This is a genomic window from Sphingobium nicotianae (assembly GCF_018603885.1).
Lineage (GTDB): Bacteria > Pseudomonadota > Alphaproteobacteria > Sphingomonadales > Sphingomonadaceae > Sphingobium > Sphingobium nicotianae.
The window spans coordinates 134,912-159,996 of sequence record NZ_JAHGAW010000001.1 but is presented as its reverse complement, the minus strand read 5'-3'; the positions used below and the strand labels follow the sequence as shown (position 1 = coordinate 159,996).

General features: G+C 64.4%; 31 protein-coding genes, 2 tRNA genes and 1 other RNA gene. 19 read left to right on the top strand and 15 right to left on the bottom strand.

Going from position 1 to position 25,085, the window contains the following annotated elements; all coding sequences use genetic code 11:
• Positions 1–74 precede the first annotated feature (74 nt).
• Complete coding sequence (locus tag KK488_RS00790) at positions 75–305, top strand: (2Fe-2S)-binding protein (protein ID WP_214621232.1); 231 nt, start codon at positions 75–77, stop codon at positions 303–305.
• Between the two features lie 119 nt (positions 306–424).
• Positions 425–904, top strand: a complete 480-nt coding sequence (bfr, locus tag KK488_RS00785) for a bacterioferritin (RefSeq protein WP_214621231.1) — start codon at positions 425–427, stop codon at positions 902–904.
• A 12-nt stretch (positions 905–916) separates the two neighbouring features.
• Here the strand turns inward: bfr and KK488_RS00780 are convergent, their stop codons facing one another.
• The 4 genes from KK488_RS00780 to efp are packed head-to-tail and all read right to left on the bottom strand — an operon-like array spanning position 917 to position 3,918.
• Complete coding sequence (locus KK488_RS00780; RefSeq protein ID WP_214621230.1) at positions 917–2,098, bottom strand: SMP-30/gluconolactonase/LRE family protein; 1,182 nt, start codon at positions 2,096–2,098, stop codon at positions 917–919.
• 3 nt (positions 2,099–2,101) lie between these two features.
• Positions 2,102–2,926 (bottom strand): inositol monophosphatase family protein, encoded by an 825-nt coding sequence (locus KK488_RS00775; RefSeq protein WP_214621229.1) that lies wholly within the window; start codon positions 2,924–2,926, stop codon positions 2,102–2,104.
• A gap of 51 nt (positions 2,927–2,977) precedes the next feature.
• Entirely contained in the window at positions 2,978–3,355 is a 378-nt protein-coding gene (locus tag KK488_RS00770; RefSeq protein ID WP_214621228.1) for a hypothetical protein, read from the bottom strand.
• Positions 3,355–3,918, bottom strand: a complete 564-nt coding sequence (gene efp / locus KK488_RS00765) for an elongation factor P (protein ID WP_214621227.1) — start codon at positions 3,916–3,918, stop codon at positions 3,355–3,357. Before efp ends, KK488_RS00770 begins: the two co-directional genes overlap by 1 nt.
• A 181-nt stretch (positions 3,919–4,099) precedes the next feature.
• Between efp and KK488_RS00760 the strand changes: the two genes are divergently transcribed.
• On the top strand, positions 4,100–4,345 hold the full coding sequence (locus KK488_RS00760; protein WP_214621226.1) for an HP1242/YdcH family protein: 246 nt from the start codon (positions 4,100–4,102) through the stop codon (positions 4,343–4,345).
• A gap of 91 nt (positions 4,346–4,436) precedes the next feature.
• Complete coding sequence (locus tag KK488_RS00755; RefSeq protein ID WP_214621225.1) at positions 4,437–4,838, top strand: nuclear transport factor 2 family protein; 402 nt, start codon at positions 4,437–4,439, stop codon at positions 4,836–4,838.
• Positions 4,839–4,896: 58 nt separating this feature from the next.
• Here the strand turns inward: KK488_RS00755 and thiE are convergent, their stop codons facing one another.
• Both thiE and KK488_RS00745 read right to left on the bottom strand, forming a co-directional pair.
• The gene (gene thiE / locus KK488_RS00750) at positions 4,897–5,589 is read right to left on the bottom strand and encodes a thiamine phosphate synthase (RefSeq protein ID WP_214621224.1); all 693 of its coding nucleotides are present in this window, start codon (positions 5,587–5,589) and stop codon (positions 4,897–4,899) included.
• A 44-nt stretch (positions 5,590–5,633) separates the two neighbouring features.
• Complete coding sequence (locus KK488_RS00745; protein WP_214621223.1) at positions 5,634–6,134, bottom strand: glutathione peroxidase; 501 nt, start codon at positions 6,132–6,134, stop codon at positions 5,634–5,636.
• Positions 6,135–6,260: 126 nt separating this feature from the next.
• Here KK488_RS00745 and KK488_RS00740 point away from each other — a divergent pair, with 126 nt between their 5' ends.
• From KK488_RS00740 to KK488_RS00730, 3 genes are all read left to right on the top strand, one after another.
• On the top strand, positions 6,261–6,641 hold the full coding sequence (locus KK488_RS00740) for a glutathione S-transferase N-terminal domain-containing protein (protein WP_214621222.1): 381 nt from the start codon (positions 6,261–6,263) through the stop codon (positions 6,639–6,641).
• Between the two features lie 75 nt (positions 6,642–6,716).
• Positions 6,717–7,178, top strand: coding sequence for an SRPBCC family protein (locus KK488_RS00735; RefSeq protein ID WP_214621221.1), 462 nt, complete (start codon positions 6,717–6,719; stop codon positions 7,176–7,178).
• The gene (locus tag KK488_RS00730; RefSeq protein WP_214621220.1) at positions 7,175–7,498 is read left to right on the top strand and encodes an ArsR/SmtB family transcription factor; all 324 of its coding nucleotides are present in this window, start codon (positions 7,175–7,177) and stop codon (positions 7,496–7,498) included. Before KK488_RS00735 ends, KK488_RS00730 begins: the two co-directional genes overlap by 4 nt.
• A 1-nt stretch (position 7,499) precedes the next feature.
• Here KK488_RS00730 and KK488_RS00725 read toward each other — a convergent pair whose 3' ends face one another.
• The gene (locus KK488_RS00725) at positions 7,500–8,399 is read right to left on the bottom strand and encodes a fructose bisphosphate aldolase (RefSeq protein ID WP_214621219.1); all 900 of its coding nucleotides are present in this window, start codon (positions 8,397–8,399) and stop codon (positions 7,500–7,502) included.
• An 86-nt stretch (positions 8,400–8,485) separates the two neighbouring features.
• Here KK488_RS00725 and KK488_RS00720 point away from each other — a divergent pair, with 86 nt between their 5' ends.
• Positions 8,486–9,079 (top strand): TlpA family protein disulfide reductase, encoded by a 594-nt coding sequence (locus tag KK488_RS00720; RefSeq protein ID WP_349356833.1) that lies wholly within the window; start codon positions 8,486–8,488, stop codon positions 9,077–9,079.
• A 4-nt stretch (positions 9,080–9,083) separates the two neighbouring features.
• Here the strand turns inward: KK488_RS00720 and KK488_RS00715 are convergent, their stop codons facing one another.
• The 3 genes from KK488_RS00715 to tkt all read right to left on the bottom strand — a co-directional run bounded on the left by KK488_RS00715 (position 9,084) and on the right by tkt (position 13,430).
• Positions 9,084–10,289: a phosphoglycerate kinase gene (locus KK488_RS00715; RefSeq protein ID WP_214621218.1), complete on the bottom strand. Its 1,206-nt coding sequence runs from the start codon at positions 10,287–10,289 to the stop codon at positions 9,084–9,086.
• A 142-nt stretch (positions 10,290–10,431) separates the two neighbouring features.
• Positions 10,432–11,442 (bottom strand): type I glyceraldehyde-3-phosphate dehydrogenase, encoded by a 1,011-nt coding sequence (gene gap, locus KK488_RS00710; protein WP_214621217.1) that lies wholly within the window; start codon positions 11,440–11,442, stop codon positions 10,432–10,434.
• Positions 11,443–11,462: 20 nt separating this feature from the next.
• Positions 11,463–13,430, bottom strand: coding sequence for a transketolase (gene tkt, locus KK488_RS00705; RefSeq protein WP_214621216.1), 1,968 nt, complete (start codon positions 13,428–13,430; stop codon positions 11,463–11,465).
• A 268-nt stretch (positions 13,431–13,698) separates the two neighbouring features.
• Here tkt and KK488_RS00700 point away from each other — a divergent pair, with 268 nt between their 5' ends.
• The 6 genes from KK488_RS00700 (at position 13,699) to KK488_RS00680 (ending at position 16,059) form a co-directional block, all read left to right on the top strand.
• Positions 13,699–13,950 carry a hypothetical protein gene (locus tag KK488_RS00700; protein WP_214621215.1) on the top strand — a complete coding sequence of 84 codons (252 nt, stop codon included), beginning with the start codon at positions 13,699–13,701 and terminating at the stop codon, positions 13,948–13,950.
• A gap of 2 nt (positions 13,951–13,952) precedes the next feature.
• Entirely contained in the window at positions 13,953–14,312 is a 360-nt protein-coding gene (locus KK488_RS00695) for a cell division protein ZapA (protein ID WP_214621214.1), read from the top strand.
• A gap of 11 nt (positions 14,313–14,323) precedes the next feature.
• A non-coding RNA gene (gene ssrS / locus KK488_RS21745) (6S RNA) lies at positions 14,324–14,479 on the top strand.
• A 32-nt stretch (positions 14,480–14,511) separates the two neighbouring features.
• The gene (locus KK488_RS00690) at positions 14,512–15,087 is read left to right on the top strand and encodes a 5-formyltetrahydrofolate cyclo-ligase (protein WP_214621213.1); all 576 of its coding nucleotides are present in this window, start codon (positions 14,512–14,514) and stop codon (positions 15,085–15,087) included.
• Positions 15,087–15,314 carry a DUF2842 domain-containing protein gene (locus KK488_RS00685; RefSeq protein ID WP_214621212.1) on the top strand — a complete coding sequence of 76 codons (228 nt, stop codon included), beginning with the start codon at positions 15,087–15,089 and terminating at the stop codon, positions 15,312–15,314. Before KK488_RS00690 ends, KK488_RS00685 begins: the two co-directional genes overlap by 1 nt.
• Before the next feature lie 97 nt (positions 15,315–15,411).
• Positions 15,412–16,059 carry a DsbA family oxidoreductase gene (locus KK488_RS00680; RefSeq protein ID WP_214621211.1) on the top strand — a complete coding sequence of 216 codons (648 nt, stop codon included), beginning with the start codon at positions 15,412–15,414 and terminating at the stop codon, positions 16,057–16,059.
• Between the two features lie 78 nt (positions 16,060–16,137).
• On the opposite strand, the gene KK488_RS00675 is transcribed toward KK488_RS00680, so the two are convergent.
• The 3 genes from KK488_RS00675 to thyA form a co-directional block, all read right to left on the bottom strand.
• Positions 16,138–16,214, bottom strand: a tRNA-Asp gene (locus KK488_RS00675).
• A 60-nt stretch (positions 16,215–16,274) separates the two neighbouring features.
• Entirely contained in the window at positions 16,275–17,456 is a 1,182-nt protein-coding gene (locus KK488_RS00670; RefSeq protein WP_214621210.1) for an AI-2E family transporter, read from the bottom strand.
• A gap of 11 nt (positions 17,457–17,467) precedes the next feature.
• Complete coding sequence (gene thyA, locus KK488_RS00665; protein WP_432653822.1) at positions 17,468–18,448, bottom strand: thymidylate synthase; 981 nt, start codon at positions 18,446–18,448, stop codon at positions 17,468–17,470.
• Positions 18,449–18,738: 290 nt separating this feature from the next.
• Between thyA and KK488_RS00660 the strand changes: the two genes are divergently transcribed.
• Together KK488_RS00660 and KK488_RS00655 are read left to right on the top strand one after the other, a co-directional pair.
• Positions 18,739–19,065, top strand: coding sequence for a JAB domain-containing protein (locus KK488_RS00660; protein WP_214621209.1), 327 nt, complete (start codon positions 18,739–18,741; stop codon positions 19,063–19,065).
• A gap of 112 nt (positions 19,066–19,177) precedes the next feature.
• Positions 19,178–19,254 (top strand) — tRNA-Pro (locus KK488_RS00655).
• 8 nt (positions 19,255–19,262) lie between these two features.
• Here the strand turns inward: KK488_RS00655 and KK488_RS00650 are convergent.
• Together KK488_RS00650 and KK488_RS00645 are read right to left on the bottom strand one after the other, a co-directional pair.
• The gene (locus KK488_RS00650) at positions 19,263–20,702 is read right to left on the bottom strand and encodes a UdgX family uracil-DNA binding protein (RefSeq protein ID WP_214621208.1); all 1,440 of its coding nucleotides are present in this window, start codon (positions 20,700–20,702) and stop codon (positions 19,263–19,265) included.
• Complete coding sequence (locus KK488_RS00645; protein WP_214621207.1) at positions 20,699–21,943, bottom strand: putative DNA modification/repair radical SAM protein; 1,245 nt, start codon at positions 21,941–21,943, stop codon at positions 20,699–20,701. Before KK488_RS00645 ends, KK488_RS00650 begins: the two co-directional genes overlap by 4 nt.
• 128 nt (positions 21,944–22,071) lie before the next feature.
• On the opposite strand from KK488_RS00645, the gene dapF reads away from it, so the two are divergent.
• Genes dapF through ftsY form a run of 3 tightly spaced genes read left to right on the top strand, consistent with a single transcriptional unit; the run spans position 22,072 to position 25,047 of the window.
• On the top strand, positions 22,072–22,881 hold the full coding sequence (gene dapF, locus KK488_RS00640; protein WP_214621206.1) for a diaminopimelate epimerase: 810 nt from the start codon (positions 22,072–22,074) through the stop codon (positions 22,879–22,881).
• A complete protein-coding gene (gene mtaB / locus KK488_RS00635) occupies positions 22,878–24,122 on the top strand; it encodes a tRNA (N(6)-L-threonylcarbamoyladenosine(37)-C(2))-methylthiotransferase MtaB (protein WP_214621205.1) in 1,245 nt (414 codons plus the stop codon). Before dapF ends, mtaB begins: the two co-directional genes overlap by 4 nt.
• Entirely contained in the window at positions 24,115–25,047 is a 933-nt protein-coding gene (ftsY, locus tag KK488_RS00630) for a signal recognition particle-docking protein FtsY (RefSeq protein WP_214621204.1), read from the top strand. The genes mtaB and ftsY overlap by 8 nt, the downstream gene beginning before the upstream one ends.
• Positions 25,048–25,085: the final 38 nt, after the last annotated feature.

The window sequence follows — 25,085 nt, the reverse complement described above, 5'->3', positions numbered from 1 at the left end:
TTCCGCGATCCCATCGGCGCATTTCTCGGTCAACGCTATTGCAAATGCCTCGCAACAGCTTTATCTGGCGATTCATGTACGTCTGCATTTGCAATGCGATCAAGGAAGAGGAACTGCGGGAAGTCGCGCGTCACGGCGTGACCGATCCGGAGGCCGCCTACGCCGTGCTGGGCAAGACTCCGCAATGCCGCGTCTGCCTCGATCATGCCGAAGATGTCATCTGCGACGAGCGTGCGCGTTGCGCCGGCCGCTGCCCCGCCCGCAGCATTGCGGCGATTGGCTCAGGCCCGTTGGCTGCCGCGTGAGTCCCTGTTCTTAGGAATCATTGACAAGCGCCTCTCGGGCTTTGCGAGACGTTCGCGCGTGAACATGCGACGCCGCGGTGCTACAGGCGCATCATTCAAGCAACAGCGGGAGCGCGGCCATGAAGGGCGACGAAAAGGTCATCGAATTTCTCAATCTTGCCCTCAAGAATGAGCTGACCGCGATCAACCAGTATTTCCTCCACTACCGGCTTCTCAATCACTGGGGCGTCAACAAGCTCGCCAAGTTCGAATATGAAGAGTCGATCGAGGAGATGAAGCACGCCGACAAGCTGGCGGAGCGCATTCTCTTCCTCGACGGCCTGCCCAATTTCCAGCTGCTTGGCCGGCTGCGCATCGGCGGCACGGTGGAAGAAATCCTCAAGGCCGATCTCGAGACCGAGATGGAAGCGATCCCCGTGCTCAAGGATGCCATCGCGCATTGCGAGATCGTGCGCGATTATGTGAGCCGCGACCTCTTCCAGCACATCCTCGACAATGAGGAGGAGCATGTCGACACGATCGAGACCCAGTTCGAGATGATCGAGCGCATGGGGTTGCTGAACTATGTGCAGCTCAACAGCGAGGCAGTCGAGGGCTGAGGCCCTCGCCCCTCACAACGCCGGCAGCGGCACCGCCCTCAGGGCGGTCGCCCGCGGTGGCTTGCCCGGATTGAGCACGCCACCGACGCCATATACCTCCCACTGGCTGTCCGCGACGTAAACGAGCTTGTCTTCCGAGATGGTGCCGAGCGTCGGCTCGCCCCAGGCCGGATTCGCGCGCTCGATCACGTCGACCGCGTCAACCCGCGTCTCGTCCTCGTTGAGGATGATGCGGATGATGCGGCGTGGATTGGTGCCGTTCTGGATCGCGACCAGCGCATCGCCATGGCGCATCAGGCCATCGATCCCGTCCAGCATCGCCGCCTCGCGCACTTCCAGCCAGTTCACCTTGCCGTCGCCGAGCGTCACGCGTGCCAAGCCGCCGCTGTAATCAGCCACGATGAGATCATTGCCGTCACGGCTGACCACCATACCCTGGGGACTCTTGAAGGTGCCTGGCGCGACCAGAGTCTCCAGCGCCGTGCAGCCCGGCCGGCACTGATAGATACCACCCCTGAGCCCGTCACTCACATAGGCGGTCCCATCGGGACCAAGCGCCACATCGCCGGGGCTCCCCTCGGCGCCCGCGGGCATGCCCTTCCAGTCGATCAGCTTGAGCGTGTCGAGATCGATCTCCAGGAGCCCCGGCGCGATGCTCGAGCGGTCCTTGACCGGATCGGCGACGCCATTGGCAACCCAGAGCCGGCGGCGATCCGGATCGATGCGCATGCCGAACAGGCCGCCAAGCCCCTGCGGCAGCAGCACCTCGCGCCAGCCCAGCCCACTCGCGACCAGCAGCTTGCCGTCCACGACTGTGCCGATGAACATGCGGCCCGTCTTGGGATCATGCGCCATGCCTTCGACGATGCGGTATTCGACCGGCACTTGCGCGAACAGGCCGCTTGTCTCGATCGGCTGTGCGTTCGCGGCGAAGTTTCGTTTGAGCGCGGCGGCCTGCTCGGGCGAGACGAAAGCCGCGATCCGGTCCTGGCTTTCCTGGGTGAGGCTTCCGCCCATCCGCGCCAGCAACTCGGCGGCAGCGGCGACCTCCTGCGGATCGCTCCTGGCCATGCCGGCCGAGATGCGGGCCCGGGTCTGCGAGGCGCTCATGCCAGCTGGCGGCGGAACAACCGCCTGCGCGAGTGCGGTGCCGGAGGCGAGGATCAGCGCCAGCAGGCCGATCACGCGCCGCATCGGTCAGGCGTTCCGCAAAGCACCGGCCAGCAGCTTGTGAAGCTTGCTGTGGAGCGCATCGTTGGCGGCGAGAATTTCGCGCCGCTCGACCGGCTCCGCACCGCCGCGATAGTCGGTCACGAAGCCGCCTGCTTCGCGCACCAGCAGAATGCCCGCCTGCACGTCCCAGGGTTGCAGGCCGCTTTCCCAGAAACCGTCATAGCGGCCAGAGGCGACCCAGGCGAGATCGAGACTGGCCGCGCCAAACCGGCGAATACCGGCCACCGAGGGGCCGATCGCGCCGAAGATACGGTTGAACTGCACGACATCACCGTGACCGTGGAAAGGCGCCCCGGTCGCGATCAGCGCTTCAGTCAAGTCGCGGCGCGCCGAAACCCGCAGGCGCTGGTCGTGCCGCCAGGCACCGCGCGACTTCTCGGCCCAATAGCTCTCGTCGAGGATCGGCTGATAGATGAGACCGGTGGTCACGTCGCCCCAACCCTTGCCGCTGCGATGCGGTTCCTGCACCGCGATCGAGACGGCGAAATGCGGGATGCCGTGAAGGAAGTTGCTCGTACCGTCGAGCGGGTCGATGACCCAGCGCGGCTTCATTGGATCGCCGGCGATCTCGCCACCTTCCTCCAGCAGAAAGCCCCAGTCCGGCCGCGCCTTCTGCAGCTCGGCCACGAGCGTGTCCTCGGCCTTCTTGTCGGCGATCGAGACGAAATCGGCCGGCCCCTTGCGGCTGACCTGGAGATGCTGGACCTCGCCGAAGTCACGGCGCAGCTGTGGCGCCACCTTGCGGGCGGCGCGCTCGATAACGGTCAGCAGGCCGGAATGGGATACCATGAAACGAAACTCCCCCTTCCCTCGCGGGAAAGGCATTGAATGTGACCAAAATCACTTCTTGGGCGGCTGGCCCTGCTGCTGAAGCATCTCCGGGCGCAGACCGCACACCCCGGCCATCGCGCCGAGGACATTGTTCGGATTGTTCCGGTCGACCTTCTTGGCGTCGATCGCCTTGTCCGCACCTTCGCTGATCTTGCCGAACGGATTGGAATAGATGCAGACAAACAGGACATTCTTGACGACCTGCGGCACGTCCTTGGACTGCAGCGCCCCCATCAGCACGTTGAAGTTGCTCGCCACGCGCTGCATCTGCGCCGGGGTCGGCGGTGTCACTCCGGACTTAACCGGCGGCTTCTTGACCTGGGCGTCCGCCACTGCCGGGGAAAAGCCAAGGGCGACCAAAGCCAGCGCAAGGCGAAAGCGGGCCATCAGTCGGCCCGCTTCACATATTCGCGCTCATAGACGTCGACCACGATGCGTGTGCCCGTGGTGATGTGGGGCGGCACCATGACGCGCACGCCATTGTCGAGGATCGCGGGCTTGTAGCTGGCCGAGGCTGTCTGCCCCTTCACCACCGCGTCGGCCTCGACGACCGTCGCTTCGACCGTCTCGGGCAGCGCAACGCTGATCGGGCGCTCATCATACATTTCCAGCGTGACCATCATGCCGTCCTGCAGGAAGGCAGCCGCATCGCCAACCAGGTCGAGCGGCAGGTTGATCTGGTCGTAGGTATCCGTGTCCATGAAGACGAGCATGTCGCCCTCGGCATAGAGATACTGGAAGTCCTTGGTGTCGAGGCGGATGCGCTCGACCGTCTCGGCCGAGCGGAAGCGGACGTTGTTCTTGCGGCCGTCGATCAGGTTCTTCAGCTCCACCTGCATATAGGCGCCGCCCTTGCCGGGCTGGGTGTGCTGGATCTTCACGGCGCGCCACAGGCCGCCTTCATATTCGATATTATTGCCGGGACGGATGTCCACGCCGCTGATCTTCATAGGTCGCGCCTGTCTTCTGATCTGATTGAAAGAGCCAGTGGCGCCCTCTAGCCCCGTTGTCCGAAATCGGCAAGGGGCCGGCGCCGTGCCGGTGCGCCGCGACGGTGCGCGCCTTGATCTTGCGCAATGCGACGAAGATAAATGGCACGCACGCTCCTGACGATTCTTCAAGGAGACCGCCATGACGCTCGATACCCGCCAGACGCTGCACAGCCTGTTCGCCGATCATGGTGATGCGCTCCATGCACTGAAGCTGGACGATGCGCATTTTCGCGCGCTCGCCGAGCGCCACGATGCCCTGAGCAAGGAGATTCATCGGATCGAGACGGAGATCGAACCTGCCTCCGACGATCGTCTCGAGCTACTCAAGAAGGAACGCCTGGCCGTACTCGACGAGATTTCCGGCTTGATCGCCAGGCGCAACTAACGGCTGCTCCAACCCGCCTCCCGCGAGCCGAATGCTTGCCTGTTGGGCCCGCGCGCCGTAGCGAACCTCCTGTCTTGAGGGAGAGGATGCTATGGCGCGCACGCCGCAGGAAGAAGCCAATGTCCGGCTGGTGCTGGAGTTGTTCAACACGGTGTTGATCCCGATGGACAAGACGCGCGTCGATGAGTTCATCGCGCCGGACTATCTCCAGCACAGCTCATTGGCCGAGCCGGGCCGCGAGCCGCTGAAGGCGTGGCTGGATTTCGTGCGCAAGGAAACGCCGCAGGCCACACAGAAGATCTACCGCGTCTTCGCCGAGGATGATCATGTGATCACCCACCAGCATGTCACGCGCTGGCCCGGAGATCCGGGCTTTGCCGTGTGCGACATCTTCCGGATCGCCGACGGCAAGATCGTCGAGCATTGGGACGTGCTGCAGGAGATTTCCGCGACGCCGGTCAATCCCAATTCGATGTTCGAGAACGGCGTGTGATCAGGACGACGATCACGCCATAAACCCGGTTTGCGGCGGCATGAGCGACGCCGGCCGCCTACCGCTTGTGCGCCAACACCGGCGCGAAGGCCGCCACGCCCGCCCCCGGTCCGCCAGGATGAGTCCAGACAGCGCTGCTAACCGCGAGAAAATCGGCGCCCGCCTCGACCAGCGGTCCCGCATTCTGCGCGGTGATGCCGCCGATCGCGACGCAGGGCAGCTCGAACACCGATGACCACCAGCTCAGGATGACCGGTTCGGGACGGTGCACCGTCTCCTTGGTCGTGGTCGGGAAGAAGGCGCCGAACGCGACATAGTCGGCCCCCGCCTCCCCCGCTTCCATCGCGAGGTGGCGGCTGTCGTGACAGGTCACGCCGATTTGCGCCAGCGGCCCCAGTATCTTACGCGCCTCGCGCGGATCGCCGTCGCTTTGCCCGAGATGGACGCCGTCGGCGCCGAGGCGCTTGGCGAGCGCGATGCTGTCATTGACGATGAACGCCACCTCCCGCTCGGCGCAGAGGCGCTGCAACGGCACGGCCAGATGCGCGATCGCGTCCTCGTCCATATCCTTCAGCCGCAGCTGGAAGGCAGCGACCGAACCGCCGTCCAGCGCCGCCCTGAGCTGGTCGACGAAATGGTCGTCGATCGTGGCCGGCGAGATCAGATAGAGCTGGCACGGCGGCCGCCGCATGTCGCGCTCGAACTGGCGCACAAAATCGGGGTCGAGCGAGAGATCGTCATCATCGGTCATCACGTCCCCTTAGGCGAGGAAGCGCGATGACGAAAGCGCGCCGATCACCCCGCCGCCGCCGAGCCCGACAGTGTCGCCTCGATTGCGGCCACCAGCTCCGGGTCGCTCGGCTCTGTGCGCGGCGAGAAGCGGCGCACGACATGCCCGTCGCGGCTGACCAGGAACTTCTCGAAATTCCATTGCACCTCGGCGTCCGGCGTGTCGGATTCCGCGATCAGCTCGGCATAGAGCGGATGCTTGTCCGGCCCCTTCACCACGATCTTCTCGAACATCGGGAAATCGACGCCGAAATTGGTTGTGCAGAAGGTCGCGATCTCTTCGTTGGTCCCCGGCTCCTGACCGGCAAACTCATTGGCCGGAAAGCCGAGTACGACGAGGCCGTCGTCGCGATAGTCGCGATAGAGCTTTTCCAGCCCTTCATATTGGGGCGTGAGGCCGCATTTGGAGGCGACGTTGACGACCAGCAGCACCTTGCCGGCATAGTCGGCGAGCGAGGCGTCGGCGCCCTTGATGGTCTTCACGGGAATGTCGGCAAGTGCGGTCATGTGTCTCTCCTGGGGCCAGGGATCGGGCCGATCGTCGTATCGCCATCCTAAGCCGGCGATGTCGCCTTGTCATTGGCCGGGGCGATACGCCATGATCACAACGCGAACGATACCATCCCGTTGCACATGGAGAGCATCATGGCCGATTTCACGCCCACCCTCTATCTCAAGGACAAATGCCCCTTCTGCTTCAAGGTGCGCATCGCGCTTGTCGAGGCCGGCCTCTTCGACAAGGTCAATGTCCGCGAATTCGTGCCGGGCGATGACGAGGAAGCGGCAATCCGCGAGACGCTGGCGCCGCATTTCGAGAAAGTGACCTTCCCCGCTGCCGAAGTCGCCCCGGGCAAGTTCGTCGCCGACTCGGACGGCATCACGGCCCAACTGCTCGCAACGGTCGGCAAGAAGCCCGAGGACATGACCGCGCTCGGCGCCTATCTGCGCGGACCCTTCGCCTCGATCATGACGCTCTACAAGGAGAACAGCGAGCTGAAGAAGCAGCTCGCCTGATACTGAAGCAACAACTTGACTTTTCACCCCCTCTCGATGATGAAGTTCTCACTTCACTATTGAGAGGGCATTTTCATGGCCGAGACCAGACACGACACGTTCACCATCGAACGCCGCTATCCGCACAGCCCGGAGAAGGTCTTCGCGGCCATCTCATCGCCGGAACTCAAGCCGAAATGGTTTGCCGTCGGCCGGAATGCGAGCGACTTCTCGATCGATTTCCGCGTCGGCGGCCGCGAACACCAACTGTTCACGATGGGCGACGACACGCCCTTCCCCGGCACGATCATCGAGAATGACGGGCGCTACGAGGATATCGTGCCGAACGAGCGCATCGTCCATTCGAGCACGATGACCTTGGGCGGACGGCGCATCTCCAGCGCGCTCATCACCTATGAGGTCGCGCCGGCGGGCGATGGCGCGAGGCTGCGCGTCACCCACCAGGCCGTCTTCTATGAAGGCGCCGACGGACCCGACATGCGCAAGCACGGCTGGGAAGTGCTGGTCGACAATCTGTCCGAAGTGCTGGACGCATGACGCCAGCCACGGCCGCCCTGTTCGATGCGCTCGGCGATCCGACCCGCCGGGCGATCGTCAGCCGGATCGCGCGCGGACCGGTCAGCGTCTCGGCGCTCGCCACCCCCCTCGGCATCAGCCTGACGGCTGTCGGCCAGCATCTGCGCCTGCTGGAGAAGGCAGGGCTGGTCCTGTCCGAGAAGCAGGGGCGTACCCGCAGTTGCGCGCTGCGTCCTGAAGGACTGCGCGCCGTCGAGCAATGGGCGCAGGCTTGCCGGAAAGAATGGGAAGCGCGGCTGGATCGCCTGGGCGATCTGCTGGACGCGCTCCCCGACGCCTAGATCAGGCCGCGACCTTGTCCGTCGAGGCCTCGTAAATCTCGTCGATCGCCTCGCCGAGCGAGGCGTTGAACTCGTCATCGCTCATCTGGTGGCGCAGATCGTCCAACAGAGCGCGGCTGAAGCTCGCGATCATGCCGCGATTCTTGGCCAGCTCGGCGCAGGCCTCGGCGCGCGGGAAGCCGCCCGACAGCGCGACCACGCGCAGCACCTTGGGATGGTCGACGAGCGGATCATAGAGGCCCGCCTTGGCCGGGATGCTGAGCTTGAGCATGACCTGCTCGCCGGCCGGCAACGCGTCCAGCGCCTTGAGGATCTCCTCGAGCAGGATCTGGTCCGCGGCGGCGCGCTCGGGGCTCTTGATGTTGATCTCTGGCTCGATCATCGGCATCATGCCATGCGCCAGCACCTCCTTGCCGACCTCGAACTGCTGCTTAACGACGGCGGCGATGCCCTCGCGATTGGCGAGATTGATCACCGAGCGCTCCTTGGTGCCGAACACGCCCAGGCCCTTGGCGCGGGTGAGCAGCGCGCTCAGCTCCGGCATCGGCTTCATCAGCTGGACGCCGTCGGCTTCGGCTTCCAGACCCTTGTCGATCTTGATGAACGGGACGACGCCGCGCTCCAGCAGCGCGGTCGGCGTCGGCTTGCCCTCGATCGTTCCGTCCATGGTCCGCTCGAAGAGGATCGCGCCGATGACCTTGTCGCCGGTGAAGGCCGGCGAGGTGATCACGCGGGTGCGCATCTGGTGGATCAGGCCGAACATTTCCTCGTCGCCCGAATAGGCGTTTTCCTCGATGCCATAGCCCTTGAGAGCCTTGGGCGTGGAGCCGCCGCTCTGGTCGAGCGCGGCGATGAAGCCGTTCCCCTTGGCGATCTTGGCGGTCATGTCGGCGTGCTGCATCATTCCATCCCTGTCTGAATTTACCCACGAGGCGCCATGAAGCGCTGGCCCGCCTCATCACCGCTCAATGCGAAAATTGCAAGTCGGTGAACCATGTTGACGGCCGGCCGGCCCGCAATAGAAGATGGTCTGAGGGGGAAGATCTTATGCGCAGTCCGTTTTTCGCGCTGCTCGTCGCTATCGCAACGACCACAACAGCATCCGCATCGGCGAAACTCAGCAAATCGGAGCCAAAGATCGGGGAACTGGCGCCCGACATACAGCTGACGCTCGTCAGTGGCGAGAAGGTCTCGATCGCGAACCTGCGCGGCAAGGTCGTCATTCTCAATTACTGGGCGACATGGTGCGCGCCGTGCAAAAAAGAATTGCCGACGCTCGATGCCTATTACCAATATTTCAAGGACAAGGGCCTGCAGGTCTATGCCGTGACGACCCGGGACTCGCAGCCGCTGTTCACGCTCAAGAAGCTCTTCGCCGCCATGGCTATTCCAGCGGTGCGCTCTATCAAGTCGCCCTATGGCAACCCGGAGGCCGTGCCGACCAACATCGTGATCGGTCGCGATGGCCGGATACGCTATGCGGCCGCGGGCGCGTTCGATCTCGACGCGCTGAACGAAATCATCGTCCCACTGCTGAACGAGCGCGCGCCGCCAACCACGTCAGTGGCAGGCTCGAAATAGCGGATTACTTGCGCGTCAGCGCCGCGACGCCGGGCAGTTCCTTGCCTTCCATCCATTCGAGGAAGGCGCCGCCGGCGGTCGAGACAAACGAGAAGTCGTCGGCCACGCCGGCATGATTGAGCGCCGCCACCGTGTCGCCGCCGCCTGCCACCGAAACCAGCGAGCCTTCCACCGTCAACGCGGCGGCGGTGCGAGCGAGCGCCACGGTCGCCGTGTCGAACGGTGCCAGCTCGAAAGCACCGAGCGGGCCGTTCCAGACGAGGGTGCGGCAGGTCTTGAGCACGTCGGCAAGCGCTTCGACAGCCGCCGGGCCGACATCGAGGATCATCTCGTCGGCCGCCACCTCGTTGACGTTGCAGATGCGGTAGCTCGGCGGATTGGCGGCGAATTCCTTGGCGACGGCCACATCATAAGGCAGGTGGATCGTGCAACCCGCACTCTCGGCCTTGTCGAAGATCTCATTCGCGGTCGGCACCAGATCATGCTCGCACAGCGACTTGCCGACATCGACACCGCGCGCGGCGAGGAAGGTGTTGGCCATGCCGCCGCCGATGATCAGATGATCGACCTGCGCGACGAGATTGTGCAACACGTCGAGCTTGGTCGAGACCTTGGCGCCACCGACCACGGCGGCGACGGGTTTCTGCGGATTGCCGAGCGCCGCCTCGAGCGCATCCAGCTCCTTCTCCATCGAGCGGCCGGCGAACGCGGGCAGGCGATGCGCGACGCCCTCGGTCGAGCTGTGCGCGCGATGCGCGGCGGAGAAGGCGTCGTTCACATAATAGTCGCCGAGCGCCGCCATGGCGTCGGACAAGGCGGGATCATTCTTTTCCTCGCCCGCATGGAAGCGGGTATTCTCCAGGATCGCGATGTCGCCGCCGCGCATGACGGCGATACCCGCTACCGCTGCTTCGCCCTGACAATCCGGGATGAACTGCACCTCGCGACCGAGCACTTGGCTGAGCGCGCGCGTCACAAGGCTGAGCGACATGTCCGGCGACTTCTGGCCCTTGGGCCGGCCGAAATGGGCGAGGATCAGCACCTTGGCGCCCTTGTCGGACAGCTCCAGGATCGTCGGCACGGCGGCACGCAGGCGGGTGTCGTCCGTGATCGCGCCGTCCTGCATGGGGACGTTCAGATCCTCACGGACCAGCACGGCCTTGCCGGCGATGTCGCCCATGTCGTCCAGGGTCTTGAAGGGTTTGGCCACGAACGATCTCCCACAATCTTCATATCACCGTTCGCTTCGAGCGCAGGGTCGAGCTTGTCGAGACCCGTAGTCGAGAAGGGCGTTCTCGACAGCCGTCTCGACTTCGCTCGACGGCCGCTCGAACCGAACGATCAATCAACGCTTATAGCAGCCCGGCAACCACGTTGCTGGTGTCGACCATGCGGTTCGAGAAACCCCATTCATTGTCGTACCAGCTCAGCACGCGGACCAGCTTGCCCTCGAGCACGGCCGTCTCCAGGCTGTCGACCGACGAGCTGTGCGGATTGCCCATGAAGTCGATCGAGACGAGCGGCTCGGTGACATATTCGAGCACGCCCTTGAGCGGGCCGCTCTCGGACGCCGCCTTGAGCGCCGCGTTCACTTCCTCGACGGTCGTATCGCGCTTGGGCGTGAAGGTCAGGTCGACGACCGAGACGTCCGGGGTCGGCACGCGGATCGACGAGCCGTCGAGCTTGCCCTTGAGTTCGGGCAGCACCTCGCCAACGGCGCGGGCGGCACCGGTGGTGGTCGGGATCATCGACATGGCGGCGGCGCGGGCGCGGCGCATGTCGCTGTGGATCTGGTCGAGGATGCGCTGGTCGTTGGTATAGCTGTGGATCGTCGTCATCAGGCCGCGCTCGATGCCGATCACGTCGTTGAGCACCTTGGCGATCGGCGCGAGGCAGTTGGTCGTGCAGCTCGCGTTGGAGATGACGATGTCGTCCTTGGTCAGCGTCTCGTGGTTGACGCCGAACACGACCGTCTTGTCGACATTCTTGGCTGGCGCCGAGATCACGACGCGCTTGGCGCCGGCAGCGAGATGCTTGGACGCGCTCTCCTTGTCGGCGAAGAAGCCGGTGCATTCCAGCGCGATTTCCACGCCATGCTGAGCATGGGGCAGGTTGGCCGGATCGCGCTCGGCGGTGACATGGATGCGCTTGCCGTTGATGATGAGGTCGTTGCCGTCGACTTCGACCGTGCCGGCGAACGTGCCGTGAACGCTGTCGCGCTTGAAGAGCAAAGCGTTCGACTTGGCGTCGCCCAGATCGTTGATGGAGACCAGTTCGAGATCATGGTCGGTACGCGACAGGATTGCGCGCGCGACGAGACGTCCGATGCGCCCGAACCCGTTGATTGCTACCTTGGTTGCCATGATGCTTTCTCCTTCGTGAGTCAGTTGAGGGCCGCGGCGACGCGATCCGCGATGCTGGCGGGGGTCAATCCGAAATGTTCGTAAAGCGCCGGCGCAGGCCCGGAGAGACCGAACGCGTCAATGCCGATGTTGAGACCGCGCGCGCCGGTGATCGTCGCCCAGCCAAAGGTCGTGCCGGCTTCAACCGACACCTTGAACGCATCCTCGGGCAGCACGGAAGCTCGATAGCCCGCATCCTGCGCGAGGAAGCGCGACACGCTGGGCATCGAGACGACGCTGGTCGCGATGCCCCTCCCTTCCAGTATTTCGGCGGCCGCAACGGCGATCTCGACTTCCGACCCGGTCGCAATCAGCACGACCTTCGGTGCGGACTTGGCAGCGACGAGCGTGTAGCCGCCCTTGGCCGACAGATTCTGCGAAGCGTCCGTGCGCAGCTGCGGCAGGTTCTGGCGGCTGAGCGCCAGCACCGACGGTCTGGAGTCGCTCTCCAGCGCTAGGGCCCAGCATTCCGCCGTTTCGATCGTGTCGCACGGGCGGAATACCTCCAGATTGGGGATCATGCGCAGCGACATCACATGCTCGATCGGCTGATGCGTCGGGCCGTCCTCGCCAAGGCCGATGCTGTCGTGCGTCATCACATAGACGACCCGCACCTGCTGCAGTGCCGACATGCGGATCGCGTTGCGGCAATAGTCCGAGAAAACCAGGAAGGTGCCGCCATAGGGAATGACGCCGCCGTGCAACGCCATGCCATTCATCGCCGCCGACATCCCGAACTCTCGGATGCCGTAATGCGCATAGCGGGCTGAATAATCCTGGCGACTGAACGAGCTCTTCTGGTCCTTCGACTGGGTCAGGTTTGAGCCTGTGAGGTCAGCCGATCCGCCGAACGTGTCCGGCAGATTGACGTTGATGTAATCCAGCGCCATCTCGCTCGCCTTGCGGGTCGCGACCTTCTTCGGTTCGGCGATCAGGCTGTCGAGATAGGGCTGAAGCGAGAAACCGGCGGGCAAGACACCAGCCATGCGCCGCTCGAATTCTGCCTTGTTGGAATGGGATGTGAGGCGCTTTTCCCACTCGGCGTGAGCGGCCTTGCTGCCCTTGCCAATCTCCAGCCACGCCGCCCTGACCTCGTCCGGCAGCTCGAACGGCGGCAGATCCCAGCCCAGCGCCTTGCGCGTCGCCGCAACCTCATCGACACCCAGCGCCGAGCCATGGACCTTGCTTGTGCCTGCCATGTTCGGCGCGCCCTCGCCGATCCTGGTCGAGCAGGCAATCAATGACGGGCGCGGATCGGCCACCGCTTCGTCGAGCGCGCGGCGAATGTCGCCGAAGTCATGGCCGTCGCACGTCACGACGTGCCAGCCCGTCGCCCGGTAGCGCGCCGCGATGTCCTCGCTGGTCGAGAGGCTGGTCGCGCCGTCGATGGTGATCTTGTTGTTGTCCCACAGCACCTTGAGCTTGCCGAGGCCGAGATGACCGGCAAGACCGATCGCCTCATGATTGATGCCTTCCATCAGGCAGCCATCGCCGGCGATCACCCAGGTACGATGATCGACCAGCTCATCACCGAACACGGCATTGAGATGACGCTCGGCCATCGCCATGCCCACCGCCATCGCCAGGCCCTGCCCCAGCGGGCCTGTGGTGGCCTCGACGCCGGGCAGCTCGAAATTCTCGGGATGGCCAGCGCAAGGGCTGCCGATCTGCCGAAAATTGGCGATCTGGCTCATCGTCGGCTCATCATAACCCGTGAGATGCAGCAGCGCGTAGATCAGCATCGAGCCGTGACCGGCGGACAGCACGAAACGGTCGCGATCGGCCCATTTCGGCGCGGCGGGATCGAACTTGAGATGGTCCTTGAACAGCACTGTCGCGACATCGGCCATGCCCATCGGCATGCCGGGATGTCCGCTGTTGGCCGCCTGCACCGCATCCATCGCCAGCACTCGAATGGTGTCGGCAAGGCGCTTTTCGGTGACTGGCATGGGCGAACGCCCCTTTCTGTTGCTGGCCCGCAGGCGCGTTCATGTCGAGCGGATCAGGGACCGGCGCGGTCGAAGGGCGTATTGACGCGGACCGGCGCACGCTCCCCCGAGTCGTCGCGGGGTCTCAATGTCGATTCGAGTGGCAAGCGTCAACCTAATGGGCACCCTGTGTGACGGCCGCAACAGCTTCCTCAGCATGTCATGCGCTCATCGCATCGGCGGGAAACGGAGCTTTTGCAATCCGCAATCCGCATGATAAGGGTTCCCCATGGCAAGCGACGCGATGATGCAGGCAATAGGACGGCTCGAACGGGCGCTTACGCGCGCCGAGAGCCTCGCCAGGCAAGTCTCCGAGGAACATGCCAAAGTCATCGAGGCGCAGTTTGCGCAGGAGTTGGACGGCGATGCTGACACCTCGTCGGTCGAGATCGATCCTTTCTCGCGCGACAAGGCGATCGCAGCGCTCAAATCGCTGGACGCCCTGATCGGCGATTTGCAGAAGGCGCGGAGCGAGGCCTGAGTATGGCAGAAGTCAAGATCATGGTCGGCGGCCGGCAATATGCGGTGCACTGCCGCGACGGTGAGGAGGCCAGGCTTCAGTCGCTCGCGGGCATGATGTCCGACCGTGTGAATCAGGTGAAGACCGGCAGCCCTGGGCTGACCGAGGTGCGCCAGCTGCTTTTCGCCGGCCTGTTGCTCGCCGACACGCTGTCGGAGCGGTCCAACGAACCCAGGGTGGCCCCACCGGTCGCCACAGTGCCACCGCCGCCACCGGCCGCCGAGCCGTTCGACGAGAGCGACACGCTGGCCGCGCTCACCCGGCTCGCCGAACGGATCGAAGCGCTGGGCGACAGCCTTGCAGTGCAGCTCGCCAGCGCCTAGATAGAACAGGACGGGTACTGCCCGGTGCGCGCTTTAGCGAACATCCCTGAGGCGATATCACATCCTAGGGGGCTGTCTCTGGCCGGATCCTGGTCCGGACTAAATGGTCCCCACCTGACGTACAGGCGTCAGAGGATTTTCCAGCAAACGGCCATGGCGGTCCCGTCACTTTCCCCTTTCCCAGTCAGGACATGAGCCGATGACCACTGAACGCGCGGCCCTGCGCAGCGAGATCCTCGCCCGGCGCGCCGCCTTCGTCGCCGGCCTGCCGCAATCGGTGCGCAACCTCGCCTTCCGCGTGCTGCCCACGCCGGTGCTGGCGCAAATCCCCGAAGGCGCCCGCATTTCGGTCTATCACAGCATGGGCTCCGAGGCGCCGACGGCCAATCTGCTCGAATTCCTCCACGAGCGCGGCTTCAAACTATGCCTGCCGCGTCTCGGCGAGAGCATCAAGGTGGACATGGAATTCGCCGAATGGGCGCCGGGCGACGTGCTCGTACCCGGTCAGATGCGCATTCCCCAGCCCGCTCCCCAAGCCGCTACCGTCGTGCCGGACATCGTCCTCACGCCCATGGTCGGCTTCGACAAAGCGCTCAACCGGATCGGCCATGGCGCGGGTTATTATGACCGCGCCTTCGCGAAGATGCCCAACGCCCGACGCATCGGCATCGCCTGGAGCTGCCAGATGGTCGATGCGCTGCCAATCGAGCCATGGGATATGCCGCTCGACATGGTGATTACCGAGGCGCAGATTTTCACGCGGGAACGCGCCTGATGGACGAGCAGCCAGACTGGCGTCCGACCTGGCGAAAACCCGCGGGCATGCTCGCAATCTTAGCGATCATCTGCCTCTGGGCTTGGATCATCGCCAGCTTCTCCGAGCAGATCGCGCGTTGGCCCATGCTCGCCCAATGCGTCTTCTATGTGGTGATGGGCATCGTCTGGATCTTCCCGGTGCGACCCCTGCTGACCTGGATGGAAATCGGCCGCTGGAAGGCGTGAACCTGCCGGTCCAGTTGCGGCGCTGGGCGGAATTTTCAGAAGATTTTCTTTTGATCGGCCGGCCTGATATGATGGATGACACCATCCCGGAGGCGTTATGGCCACACGGCTTAAGATCGACTTCGTGTCGGACATTGCATGCCCGTTTTGCGCGATCGGCCTCAGGGGGTTGGAGCGCGCGCTGGCAAACACGGCGGGCATTGTGGAGGCCGAGCTCGTCTTCCATCCATTCGAGATCAATCCCGACCTGCCGCCGGAGGGACAGAATGTCGGGGAGAATCTTCGCGAGAAATATGGCGACACGCCACATTCGCCCTCGGACGAAAGCCCGACGCTGCGCGAGCGAGCGACGGAGGTCGGCTTCGATCTAGCACTGAGCAATGATGGCCGTTTCTATAACAGCTTCGACGCGCACCGACTGCTGCACTGGGCCAAACTGCAGGGGAAGCAGCATGATCTGAAGAAGGCTTTGTTCGCGGCCTACCTCACCCACACTCGCGACATCAGCGATCATGACGTGCTCGTCGAGATCGCAGGGAATGTCGGACTGGATGCGGCGGAGGCGGCAGATGTCCTGCAGTCAGGCCGGTTTTCGCGCTACGTCAGAATGTCCGAGGAGATCTGGATGTCGCGCGGCGTCACGGCGGTCCCGGCCATCGTCATCAATGACGCCTATCTCATCTCGGGCGGACAGCCGGCCGAAGTCTTCGAACATATCCTGCGGGAGATCGCCGCACGGCAATAGCCGGCTTGTGGCGTCGTCCCGGAGCGACTGCATCGCGCTCGGCCGAGGCCGGCGTCCTGGCTTCAACTACCGGGAAAATGGCGCGAGTGACGGGGCTCGAACCCGCGACCTCCGGCGTGACAGGCCGGCACTCTAACCAACTGAGCTACACCCGCGCTTGGCTAGGGGGGCGCAGGTATAAGAGGGCGCCGGTGCTGTCAACACGCTTCGTACCTTCAATTGTCATAATCCTGCGGCGGATCATGCAGCGTGCTGGTGAGCGTCCCCGCCTCGAACAGGAAGCCGGCAATGTCCGGCTTTCCGGCGGCCGCCAGCACGGTCTGGATGATGATCAGCAGCGGCACCGCGAGCAAGGCGCCGGCCGTGCCCCAGACCCAGGTCCAGAAGGCCAGCGACACGAGAATCATCAGCGGACTCATCTTGAGCCGCTCGCCCAGCACCAGCGGGGTGATGATGTTCGCCTCGACGAGATGGAAGCAGATCATGATGATCGACGGCAGCATGGCCCAGCCCACCGTCGTGAAGGTCATGAGCCCGCCTAGGCCCAGCAGGATCGCCGCGACGATCGGCCCGAAATAGGGAATGAAATTGAGCAGGGCGACGAACCCGCCCCACATGAAGGGAGTCGGCATGCCCATCAGGCTGAGCATCACCGCGATGGTGAGGCCGAGCAGGAGATTGATGAGCGTGATGGTGAGGACGTAGCGCGAGGTCGCATCCACGACGTTCTGGATGACCCGCGCGATCGTGAGCGCGCCGGTGAAGCTGCCGCGACCGCGAATCGTGCGCCGCCGCAGACGCGTCCATCCGGACAGGAAGAAGAAGATCACCAGCAAGCCGAACACCACGTTGATCACCACGCTCGGCGCTGAACTGGTCAGCATCTGCAGGATCGATCCGGGCCTCGCGAAATCACCCCCCTCGTTGCCCAGACTCTTCGTCTCGGTGACCATGCGCAGCAGGCCGTCGATGAAGCCTTGCGCCTGGGTGTAGAGGTCGATGACGGGCGCCAGCGTGATCTTGATCTGGCTGATCCGCTCGGGAAGCAGCGTGATCCAGTCCGTCGCCGGCACGACGATCAGCACCAGCGCGGTGTTGGCGACAAACAGAAAGGAGGCGAGCGCGATCAGGGCCGCCAGCGGCGAGGGAATGCGCCGCCGCTCCAGCCATTCGAGGAAGGGTACCAGGCAGATCGCGATCACCAGCGCGGCGGTCAGCGGCAGAAAAAATTCCGCACCGGCGCGCAGCGCGAACGGCAAGGCCAGCACGAATCCGGCACCACCGAACAAGGCGATCGACGCAGCGAGGCGATTGCGCTCCCACGCGTCGCGATTGAACGCTGCCTGCTCGCTGGGCTTGCTCTCCCGATCGGTATGATAAAGGTCCCGCAACGACATGCCGGCCTGCCTCACACCGCGATCGGCGCGGCGATACCGCGCTGCGGTTGATAATCCTCGACCAGGAAATCCTCGATGCGATGATCGAAGATCGTCTCCGGCCGGCGCAGGATGCGCAGCTTGGGCGCACCGGCCGGCGAGCGCGAAAGCTGTTCCGCCACCAGATCGCCATGGTTGAGATAGAGATGGACGTCTCCGCCCTGCCAGACGATCTCGCCGGGCTCCAGATCGCACTGCAGCGCCAGCATCCGCGTCAGCAGCGCGAGGCCGAAGATGTTGAACGGGAAGCCGATACCGAGGTCGCAGCTGCGCTGGAACAGCAGGCCGCTGAGTCGCCCGTCCGCGACATGGAACTGATAGGTCATGTGGCACGGCGGCAAGGCCATGCGGTCGAGCTGGTCGACATTCCAGCCGGTGAAGAGCAGACGGCGCGACCCCGGATTGGTGCGGATGGCCGCGACCAGCGCGGCGATCTGATTATGCCCTTGCGCGGCCCGGCGATACAGGCCCTCGCCCACCTCCGGCGCGGGATCATATCGATCCCAGTTCACCCACTGCTTGCCATAAACCGGGCCAAGATCTCCCCATTGAAGCGCAAAGGCCTCGTCGGCGAGAATCCGCGCTTCGAAATCGTCCATCGACACCGCCTCGCCGGTCTCGCGGCGAAAGCGGTCGAGCGGCCAGTCCGTCCAGATATGAACGCCCTGCGCCACCAGCGGACGGATATTGGTCTCGCCCGACAGGAACCAGAGCATCTCGCGCGCCGCGACCTTCCAGAACACGCGCTTGGTGGTCAGCAGGGGCACGGCATCGTCCGCGAGCGAGAATCGCATCGTCGCGCCCAGGATCGAGCGCGTGCCGACACCGGTGCGATCAATCCGCTCATGACCCTGCGTCCAGACGTGATGCATCAGGTCAAGATATTGCTGCTCATAGTGCACACCGTCGCCGTCGATGTGGTTCGGCAGGGCGAGGCGCGCTGGCATGGGCATGAGGCAAGTCTTAGCGAGCCCCTCCCCTCAACGCCAGTAACAACGGGGCTCCGCAAGCCAACTTGCCGATCGACTTGGTTTCGCATGAGGCAACCATCTCCGAATCGGATGGATTCACTGCCGTGTTTCAGCCGATTTGACCGCGAGGCCGCCTTTGGCAATCGGAAATGGACCGGTATGAACTGCCTCCCGGGGCTATCTCCCTTCAGATTTGCCCGATGTCGCGCCCGAACCATTTTTGCGCCCGTTCCGTAGCGGAAGAGACACTGCCGAGCGCAGACACAGGTCGCGTGCCGTTCCAGGCGAATTGCGAGCTGGGCGCAGTCGATCTTTACGATGCGCAGGGCCTCCTGATTGAGCGGATCACGCTGATCGGCGATCATCACTCGCTGGCGATCGACCTGGCTCATCTCGTGCCGCGCCTGCTGGCCTGTCCCTGCCGGACGGTCATACTGCATCACAGCCACCCGTCAGGTCGGGCGGAGCCGAGCGAAGCCGACATTGCGGCGACCCGCGCTGTCGCCGGCCTGCTGCGACTGTTCGGCATGCAGTTGCACGATCATGTCATCGTGGGAGCGCAGGCGCGCTTCAGTTTCCGTGGCGAAGGGCTGATTTGAGGGACTTTCCGAAGCAGAACGCAAATAAGCCGATGCAGCGCTTGCCAGCGGCGGAACCCGTCACTATAGGGCGTCGCCTGTCTTGCCGGCGCAGCAATGTGCCGGCCCCGGTCGGGGAATAGCTCAGCCTGGTAGAGCACTGTCTTCGGGAGGCAGGGGCCGGAGGTTCGAATCCTCTTTCCCCGACCATTTCTTCTTCATGCCAATGAGGTGAGGCGCTTGGCGACGGCCTTCAGGTCGTCGCGGAAGCGCTTCTCCTCGGTCGCGCGCCCTTCATCGCGCAGGCGCAGCAGATAGGAGGGGTGCGCCGTCACCCAGAGCTCGCCGCCGTCCTCCAGCATCATCGGGCGACCGCGCTCCTGCTGAATCCTGATCGTCTTGTGCAGCAGTCCGCGCGCAGCGCTGGCGCCGAGCGCCAGGATCAGGCGCGGCTTGACGATGCGTCGCTCATTGTCGATCCACCAGCGGCAAATGTCGATTTCCTTCGCGGTCGGCGTCTGGTGCAGGCGACGCTTGCCACGCGACAGATATTTGAAATGCTTCACCGCATTGGTGACATAGGTCACCTTGCGATCGATGCCGGCGGCTTCGAGATGCGCCATCAGCAGTTGCCCGGCGGGACCGACGAATGGCCGCCCCTGCTCTTCCTCGACGTCGCCCGGCTGCTCGCCGACAATCATCAGGCGCGCCTTCTTCGGCCCCTCGCCCGCAACAGCCCGCGTGCCGTTGCAGCCGATCGGGCAGCGTCGGCAGTGCTGGATTGCCTGCGCGATCGCGTCGAGACTATCCGGTGCGTCAGCTTCCTCGAACAGATCGCGTCCCGCCTCGACCATCGTCGCCTCCCGTGCCTGCGCACCCGCGACGAGCGCGGGAATCAGCGCCGTCTCGGGCATGTTCTTCCAATATTTGCGCGGCATCTCCTTGAGCATCGCGCCGACCTTCAAACGGGCGGGGTTGAAAATCGATGCATAATAGCTGCGCCACAGCTCTTCGATCGGATCTCCTGGCGGCGCATCGGAGCGCTGCGCGGGCGGCCCTTCGCGCAGCATCTCCTTGTCCCAGTGCAAGGAGCCGTCCGGCGTCAGGATCGACCAGTGCATATCGGCAAAACGATCGACGAAAAAAGCGGCACTGGCGCGCAGGATATGATGATCGGGTTCGAACCAGGCGACATAGTGACTGTCACCATCGTCCCCGCGTACCTCGCGGAAGCGCAGAAACGCGCGCATCTTGTGCATGTCTCTGCGTACGGCGCGCGTCAAATCGTCGACGCGGCGCACCTGCGGGTCGGCCTTGTCCTCCAGCAGCCGCCCATTGCCCTGCAGTCGCCAGAGCAACCCATAGAGCAGGTCGAAACGGCCAGGGTCGCGATGCAGGATAGCCTGGGAGGCCAGGTCGAGAAAATCGCGCGGCGCCTTGGGCTGGGCAAAGCCGCGCTTCGAGCGCGACACCGGCGACGTGCCGGGAGAGCGGAACAGGTCTGCCTCTGCCGCGCCGGGCTCCAGCCAGACGAGTCGATCGGGTTCGATGCCGGCGACAAGCAATGCGCGCGCGTGACCTCGCCAGGCTTCGAAATCGTCGGGGGCGTCCAGAGCCACGACATGGTCGGAGGTGGTGAAGAAGACCGTCTCCCTCATGGCGCGAACAACTCCAGCTGCTCGCTCGGGCGCGGGCCGACGATCCGGCGAAGGTCATCGCGATCGAGGAGGCTCGTCGGGCGCCAGTCGGCAGTGACAATAAACGGCCGGATCTTGGCCAGCGACACCGCCAGCTTGGCGAGATCGGCGAGCCGGATGCGGCGATGCCGTCGCGAGGCCAGGATGGCATCGACCGAACGGACGCCCAGCCCCGGCACGCGCAACAGCATCTCACGCGAGGCGCGATTGACATCGAGCGGGAATTTGTCGCGGAAGGCCAGCGCCCAGGCGAGCTTGGGATCGATGTCGAGCGGCAGCATGCCCTGCGCGTCCGTGGCCTGCTGCACCTCCGCCGGCGTATAGCCGTAGAATCGCATCAGCCAGTCGGACTGGTAAAGGCGATGCTCGCGGATCAACGGCGGTCGCTTGAGCGGCAGGACCGCGCTTGCATCGGGGATTGGACTGAACGCCGAATAATAGACGCGCCGCAGCCCGAAACGGTCGTAGAGACCACTCGCTCTGCCCACGATATCCGCATCGGACGCGCCATCTGCGCCGACGATCATCTGGGTCGACTGGCCTGCCGGTGCGAACTCGGGCGCGGAGCGATAGCGCGATCGCGCGTCCTGATGATCGAGAATGGCCGTCCTGAGACCGCCCATCGCGCCTTCGATCTGCGGTGCTGATTTGTCTGGCGCGAGACGCGTCAGGCCCGCCCGGGTCGGCAGCTCGACATTGATCGAGACGCGATCCGCGAAGAAGCCCGCTCGCGCCACAAGCTCCGCGTCCGCCTCCGGGATCATCTTGAGGTGGATATAGCCGCGAAAGTCATGCTCCTCGCGCAGGATACGGGCTGTCTCGATGATCTGCTCCATCGTGTGATCGGCAGACTTCACGATGCCGGAAGAGAGGAACAGACCCTCGATATAATTGCGCCGATAGAAGGTGATGGTGAGATCCGCGACTTCCTGCGGCGTGAAGCGCGCCCGGCGCACGTTCGAGCTCTTGCGATTGATGCAATAGTGACAGTCAAAGACACAGTGGTTGGTCAGCAATATCTTGAGCAGCGAGATACAGCGTCCGTCCGGCGCATAGCTGTGGCAGATGCCCATGCCCTCGGTGGAGCCGACTCCACCGGCGCGCGCGTTGCGCTTGGTCGTGCCGGACGACGCGCACGAAGCATCATATTTGGCGGCGTCCGCCAGGATTTCGAGCCGCTCGGCCATGCTTGGCTTGGTCATTTGTTCTTTATATGTTCTCATCCCAATGATCGCCAGCCCCCAAGCGACGAACGGAGGACAGGGACGACGAGAAGCGCGCTTCGCCCACAGCAATGGACTTCCCGCCATTGCATCCCTAAATGCGCGCCATGAGCCTGAAGTTCGCCAAGATGCACGGCCTGGGTAACGATTTCGTCGTGATCGATGCTCGCACCGAACCCGTCCTGATGACGGAAGCGCTGGCGCGCGCCATCGCCGATCGCAAGACCGGAATCGGCTGCGACCAGCTCATCCTGATCGGCACCTCGGATCGCGCGGACGTCGGCATGCGCATCTTCAATCAGGACGGCGGAGAGGTCGAAGCCTGCGGCAATGCAACGCGTTGCGTGCCGCTGTTCGTCGGCCGCGACGTGAGCATCGAGACGAAGGCTGGCCTGCTGCGGGCCGGCCGGAGCGGCGATCTGGTCAGCGTCGACATGGGCGAGCCGCGCTTCGGTTGGGACGAGATTCCGCTCGCCTATGCCATGGACACGCTCGCCATGCCGGCCAGCTGGGACGACCTCCCCTCGCCTGCCGCCGTCAATGTCGGCAATCCGCATATCGTCTTCTTTCTCGACGACCGCGCGGCGGTGGACATGGCCAAGCTCGGCCCGCTGATCGAGCACGACCCGCTTTTCCCGGCGCGGGTGAACGTCAATTTCGCGCAGATGCTGGATACCAACCATGTCGGACTCACGGTCTGGGAGCGCGGCGTCGGCTTCACGCGCGCCTGCGGCACCGGCGCCTGCGCGACAGCTGTGGCGGCGATCCGTCGCAAGCTCGCCAGCGGCCCGGTGCGCGTCAGCCTCGAGGGCGGCGATCTGCTGATCGACTGGGCGCCGGGTGCGCACATCATGATGACCGGCCCCGCCACGCATGTCTTTGACGGACAGATCGACCTCGCCGAGCTGTCGTTATGATCGGGCCCGACATCATCACCCTGGGCTGTCGGCTCAACATCGCCGAGAGCGAGGCGATCCGCCAGCAACTCGGCGTGCACGACGATGTCGTCATCGTGAATAGCTGCGCCGTGACGGGTGAAGCGGTGCGCCAGACCCGGCAGGCCATTCGCCGTGCGCATCGTGACCGGCCCGGCGCGCGTATCGTCGTGACCGGCTGCGCGGCCCAGACCGACCCAGCCATGTTCGCGGCCATGCCGGAAGTGGCGCAGGTGATCGGTAATGGCGAGAAACCCGCCTTCAGCGCGCAACTCTCGGGCGAGCGGGTCCGCGTGGCGGACATCATGACGGTCGAGCATCAGGCGCCGCAGATGCTCGCAGCCTTCGCCGAGCGGGTCCGCGCCTTCATCGTCGTGCAGAATGGCTGCGATCATCGCTGTACCTTCTGCATCATCCCCTACGGCCGGGGACCGAGCCGTTCGGTGCCGGCAGGCGCAATTGTCGATCAGATCAAGCGCCTCATTGACGAGGGTGTGCAGGAAATTGTCCTCACCGGTGTCGACGTCACCAGTTACGGCCCCGATCTGCCGGGCAGCCCAAGTCTTGGCGCGCTCGTCGAACGCATCCTGACCCAAGTTCCCGCCCTGCCCCGCCTGCGCCTTTCCTCGCTTGACGGCATCGAGATCGACGACCGGCTGTTCGAGCTGATGACCGGCGAACCGCGCCTGATGCCGCATGTCCATCTCTCGCTGCAGGCGGGCGACGACATGATCCTCAAGCGCATGAAGCGCCGCCACAGCCGGGCGCAGGCCATCGCGCTGGCGGAGCGCCTCCACGCGCGCCGGCCGGAGATCGCCATCGGCGCCGACATCATCGCCGGCTTCCCAACCGAGGATGACGCCATGTTCGAGAACAGCCTCGCCATGGTGCGGGACTGCCAGATCGTCCATGGCCATATCTTCCCCTATTCGCCCCGCGAGGGCACGCCCGCCGCGCGGATGCCGCAGTTGGACAAGCCCTTGATCCGCGAGCGTGCCGCGCGCCTGCGGGAGGTCTGCGACGGGGAGCGCCAACGCTGGCTGACCGGCTTGATCGGCACGCAGCAGCGCGTCCTCGTAGAGACCAGTGGCTTAGCGGGGCATGATGAAAGTTTCGCACCGATCCGCTTTTCTGTCCCGCAACCGGTCGGCCGCATCATCACCGCGACAATCACGGGGCTTGAGGACAGGGCGCTCATCGCGCATGGACCAACTCATGGCTGAACTTTCCTGGCGTGAGCGCCTCTTCGGCGGCTTCAAGCGCACATCCGACCGGCTCGGCGAGAGCGTCTCCGGCCTTTTCGGCAAGGCCGCGCTTGACGAGCAAACGCTCGACGAGCTCGAGGAAGCTTTGTTCTCGACCGATATCGGCCCGGCCATGGCCGCGCGCATTCGCGATCGCCTCGCCGAGGGCCGCTTCAACCGCGAGCTGACCGAGGAATATTTGCGCGAGATCCTGGCCGAGGAGATCGAAAAGGTTCTGATCCCCGTCGCCAAACCGATCGAGATCGAGGCTTTCCCGCGCCCGCAGGTCATCCTGGTCATCGGCGTCAACGGATCCGGCAAGACCACCACCATCGCCAAGCTCGCGCATCTGTTCCAGGAGCAGGATTATGGCGTGATGCTGGCGGCAGGCGACACCTTCCGCGCCGCCGCGATCGGCCAGCTCAAGATCTGGGCCGAGCGCCTTGGCATTCCGATCGTCACCGGGCCGGAAGGCGGCGATGCGGCGGGTGTCGTGTTCGACGCGGTCAAGCAGGCGACAGCGCAGGGTATCGACATCCTCATCGTCGACACCGCTGGCCGCCTGCAGAACAAGACCGAGCTGATGGACGAGCTCGCCAAGATTCGCCGCGTGCTCGGCCGCCTCAATCCCGCGGCGCCGCATGACGTGGTGCTGGTGCTCGATGCCACGACCGGCCAGAACGCGCTTTCCCAGATCGAGATTTTCCGCGACGTCGCGCATGTCACCGGCCTGGTCATGACCAAGCTCGACGGCACCGCGCGCGGCGGCGTCCTCGTCGCCGCGGCGGAGAAATTCGGATTGCCCATTCACGCGATCGGTGTCGGCGAGAAGATCGACGATCTGCGCCCCTTTGACCCCGCCGAGCTGGCGCGCGCTATTGCAGGAGCGGCTTATGCACGCTGACGAGACCCAATCGCCCCCGGTCGACGCGACCGTCGACG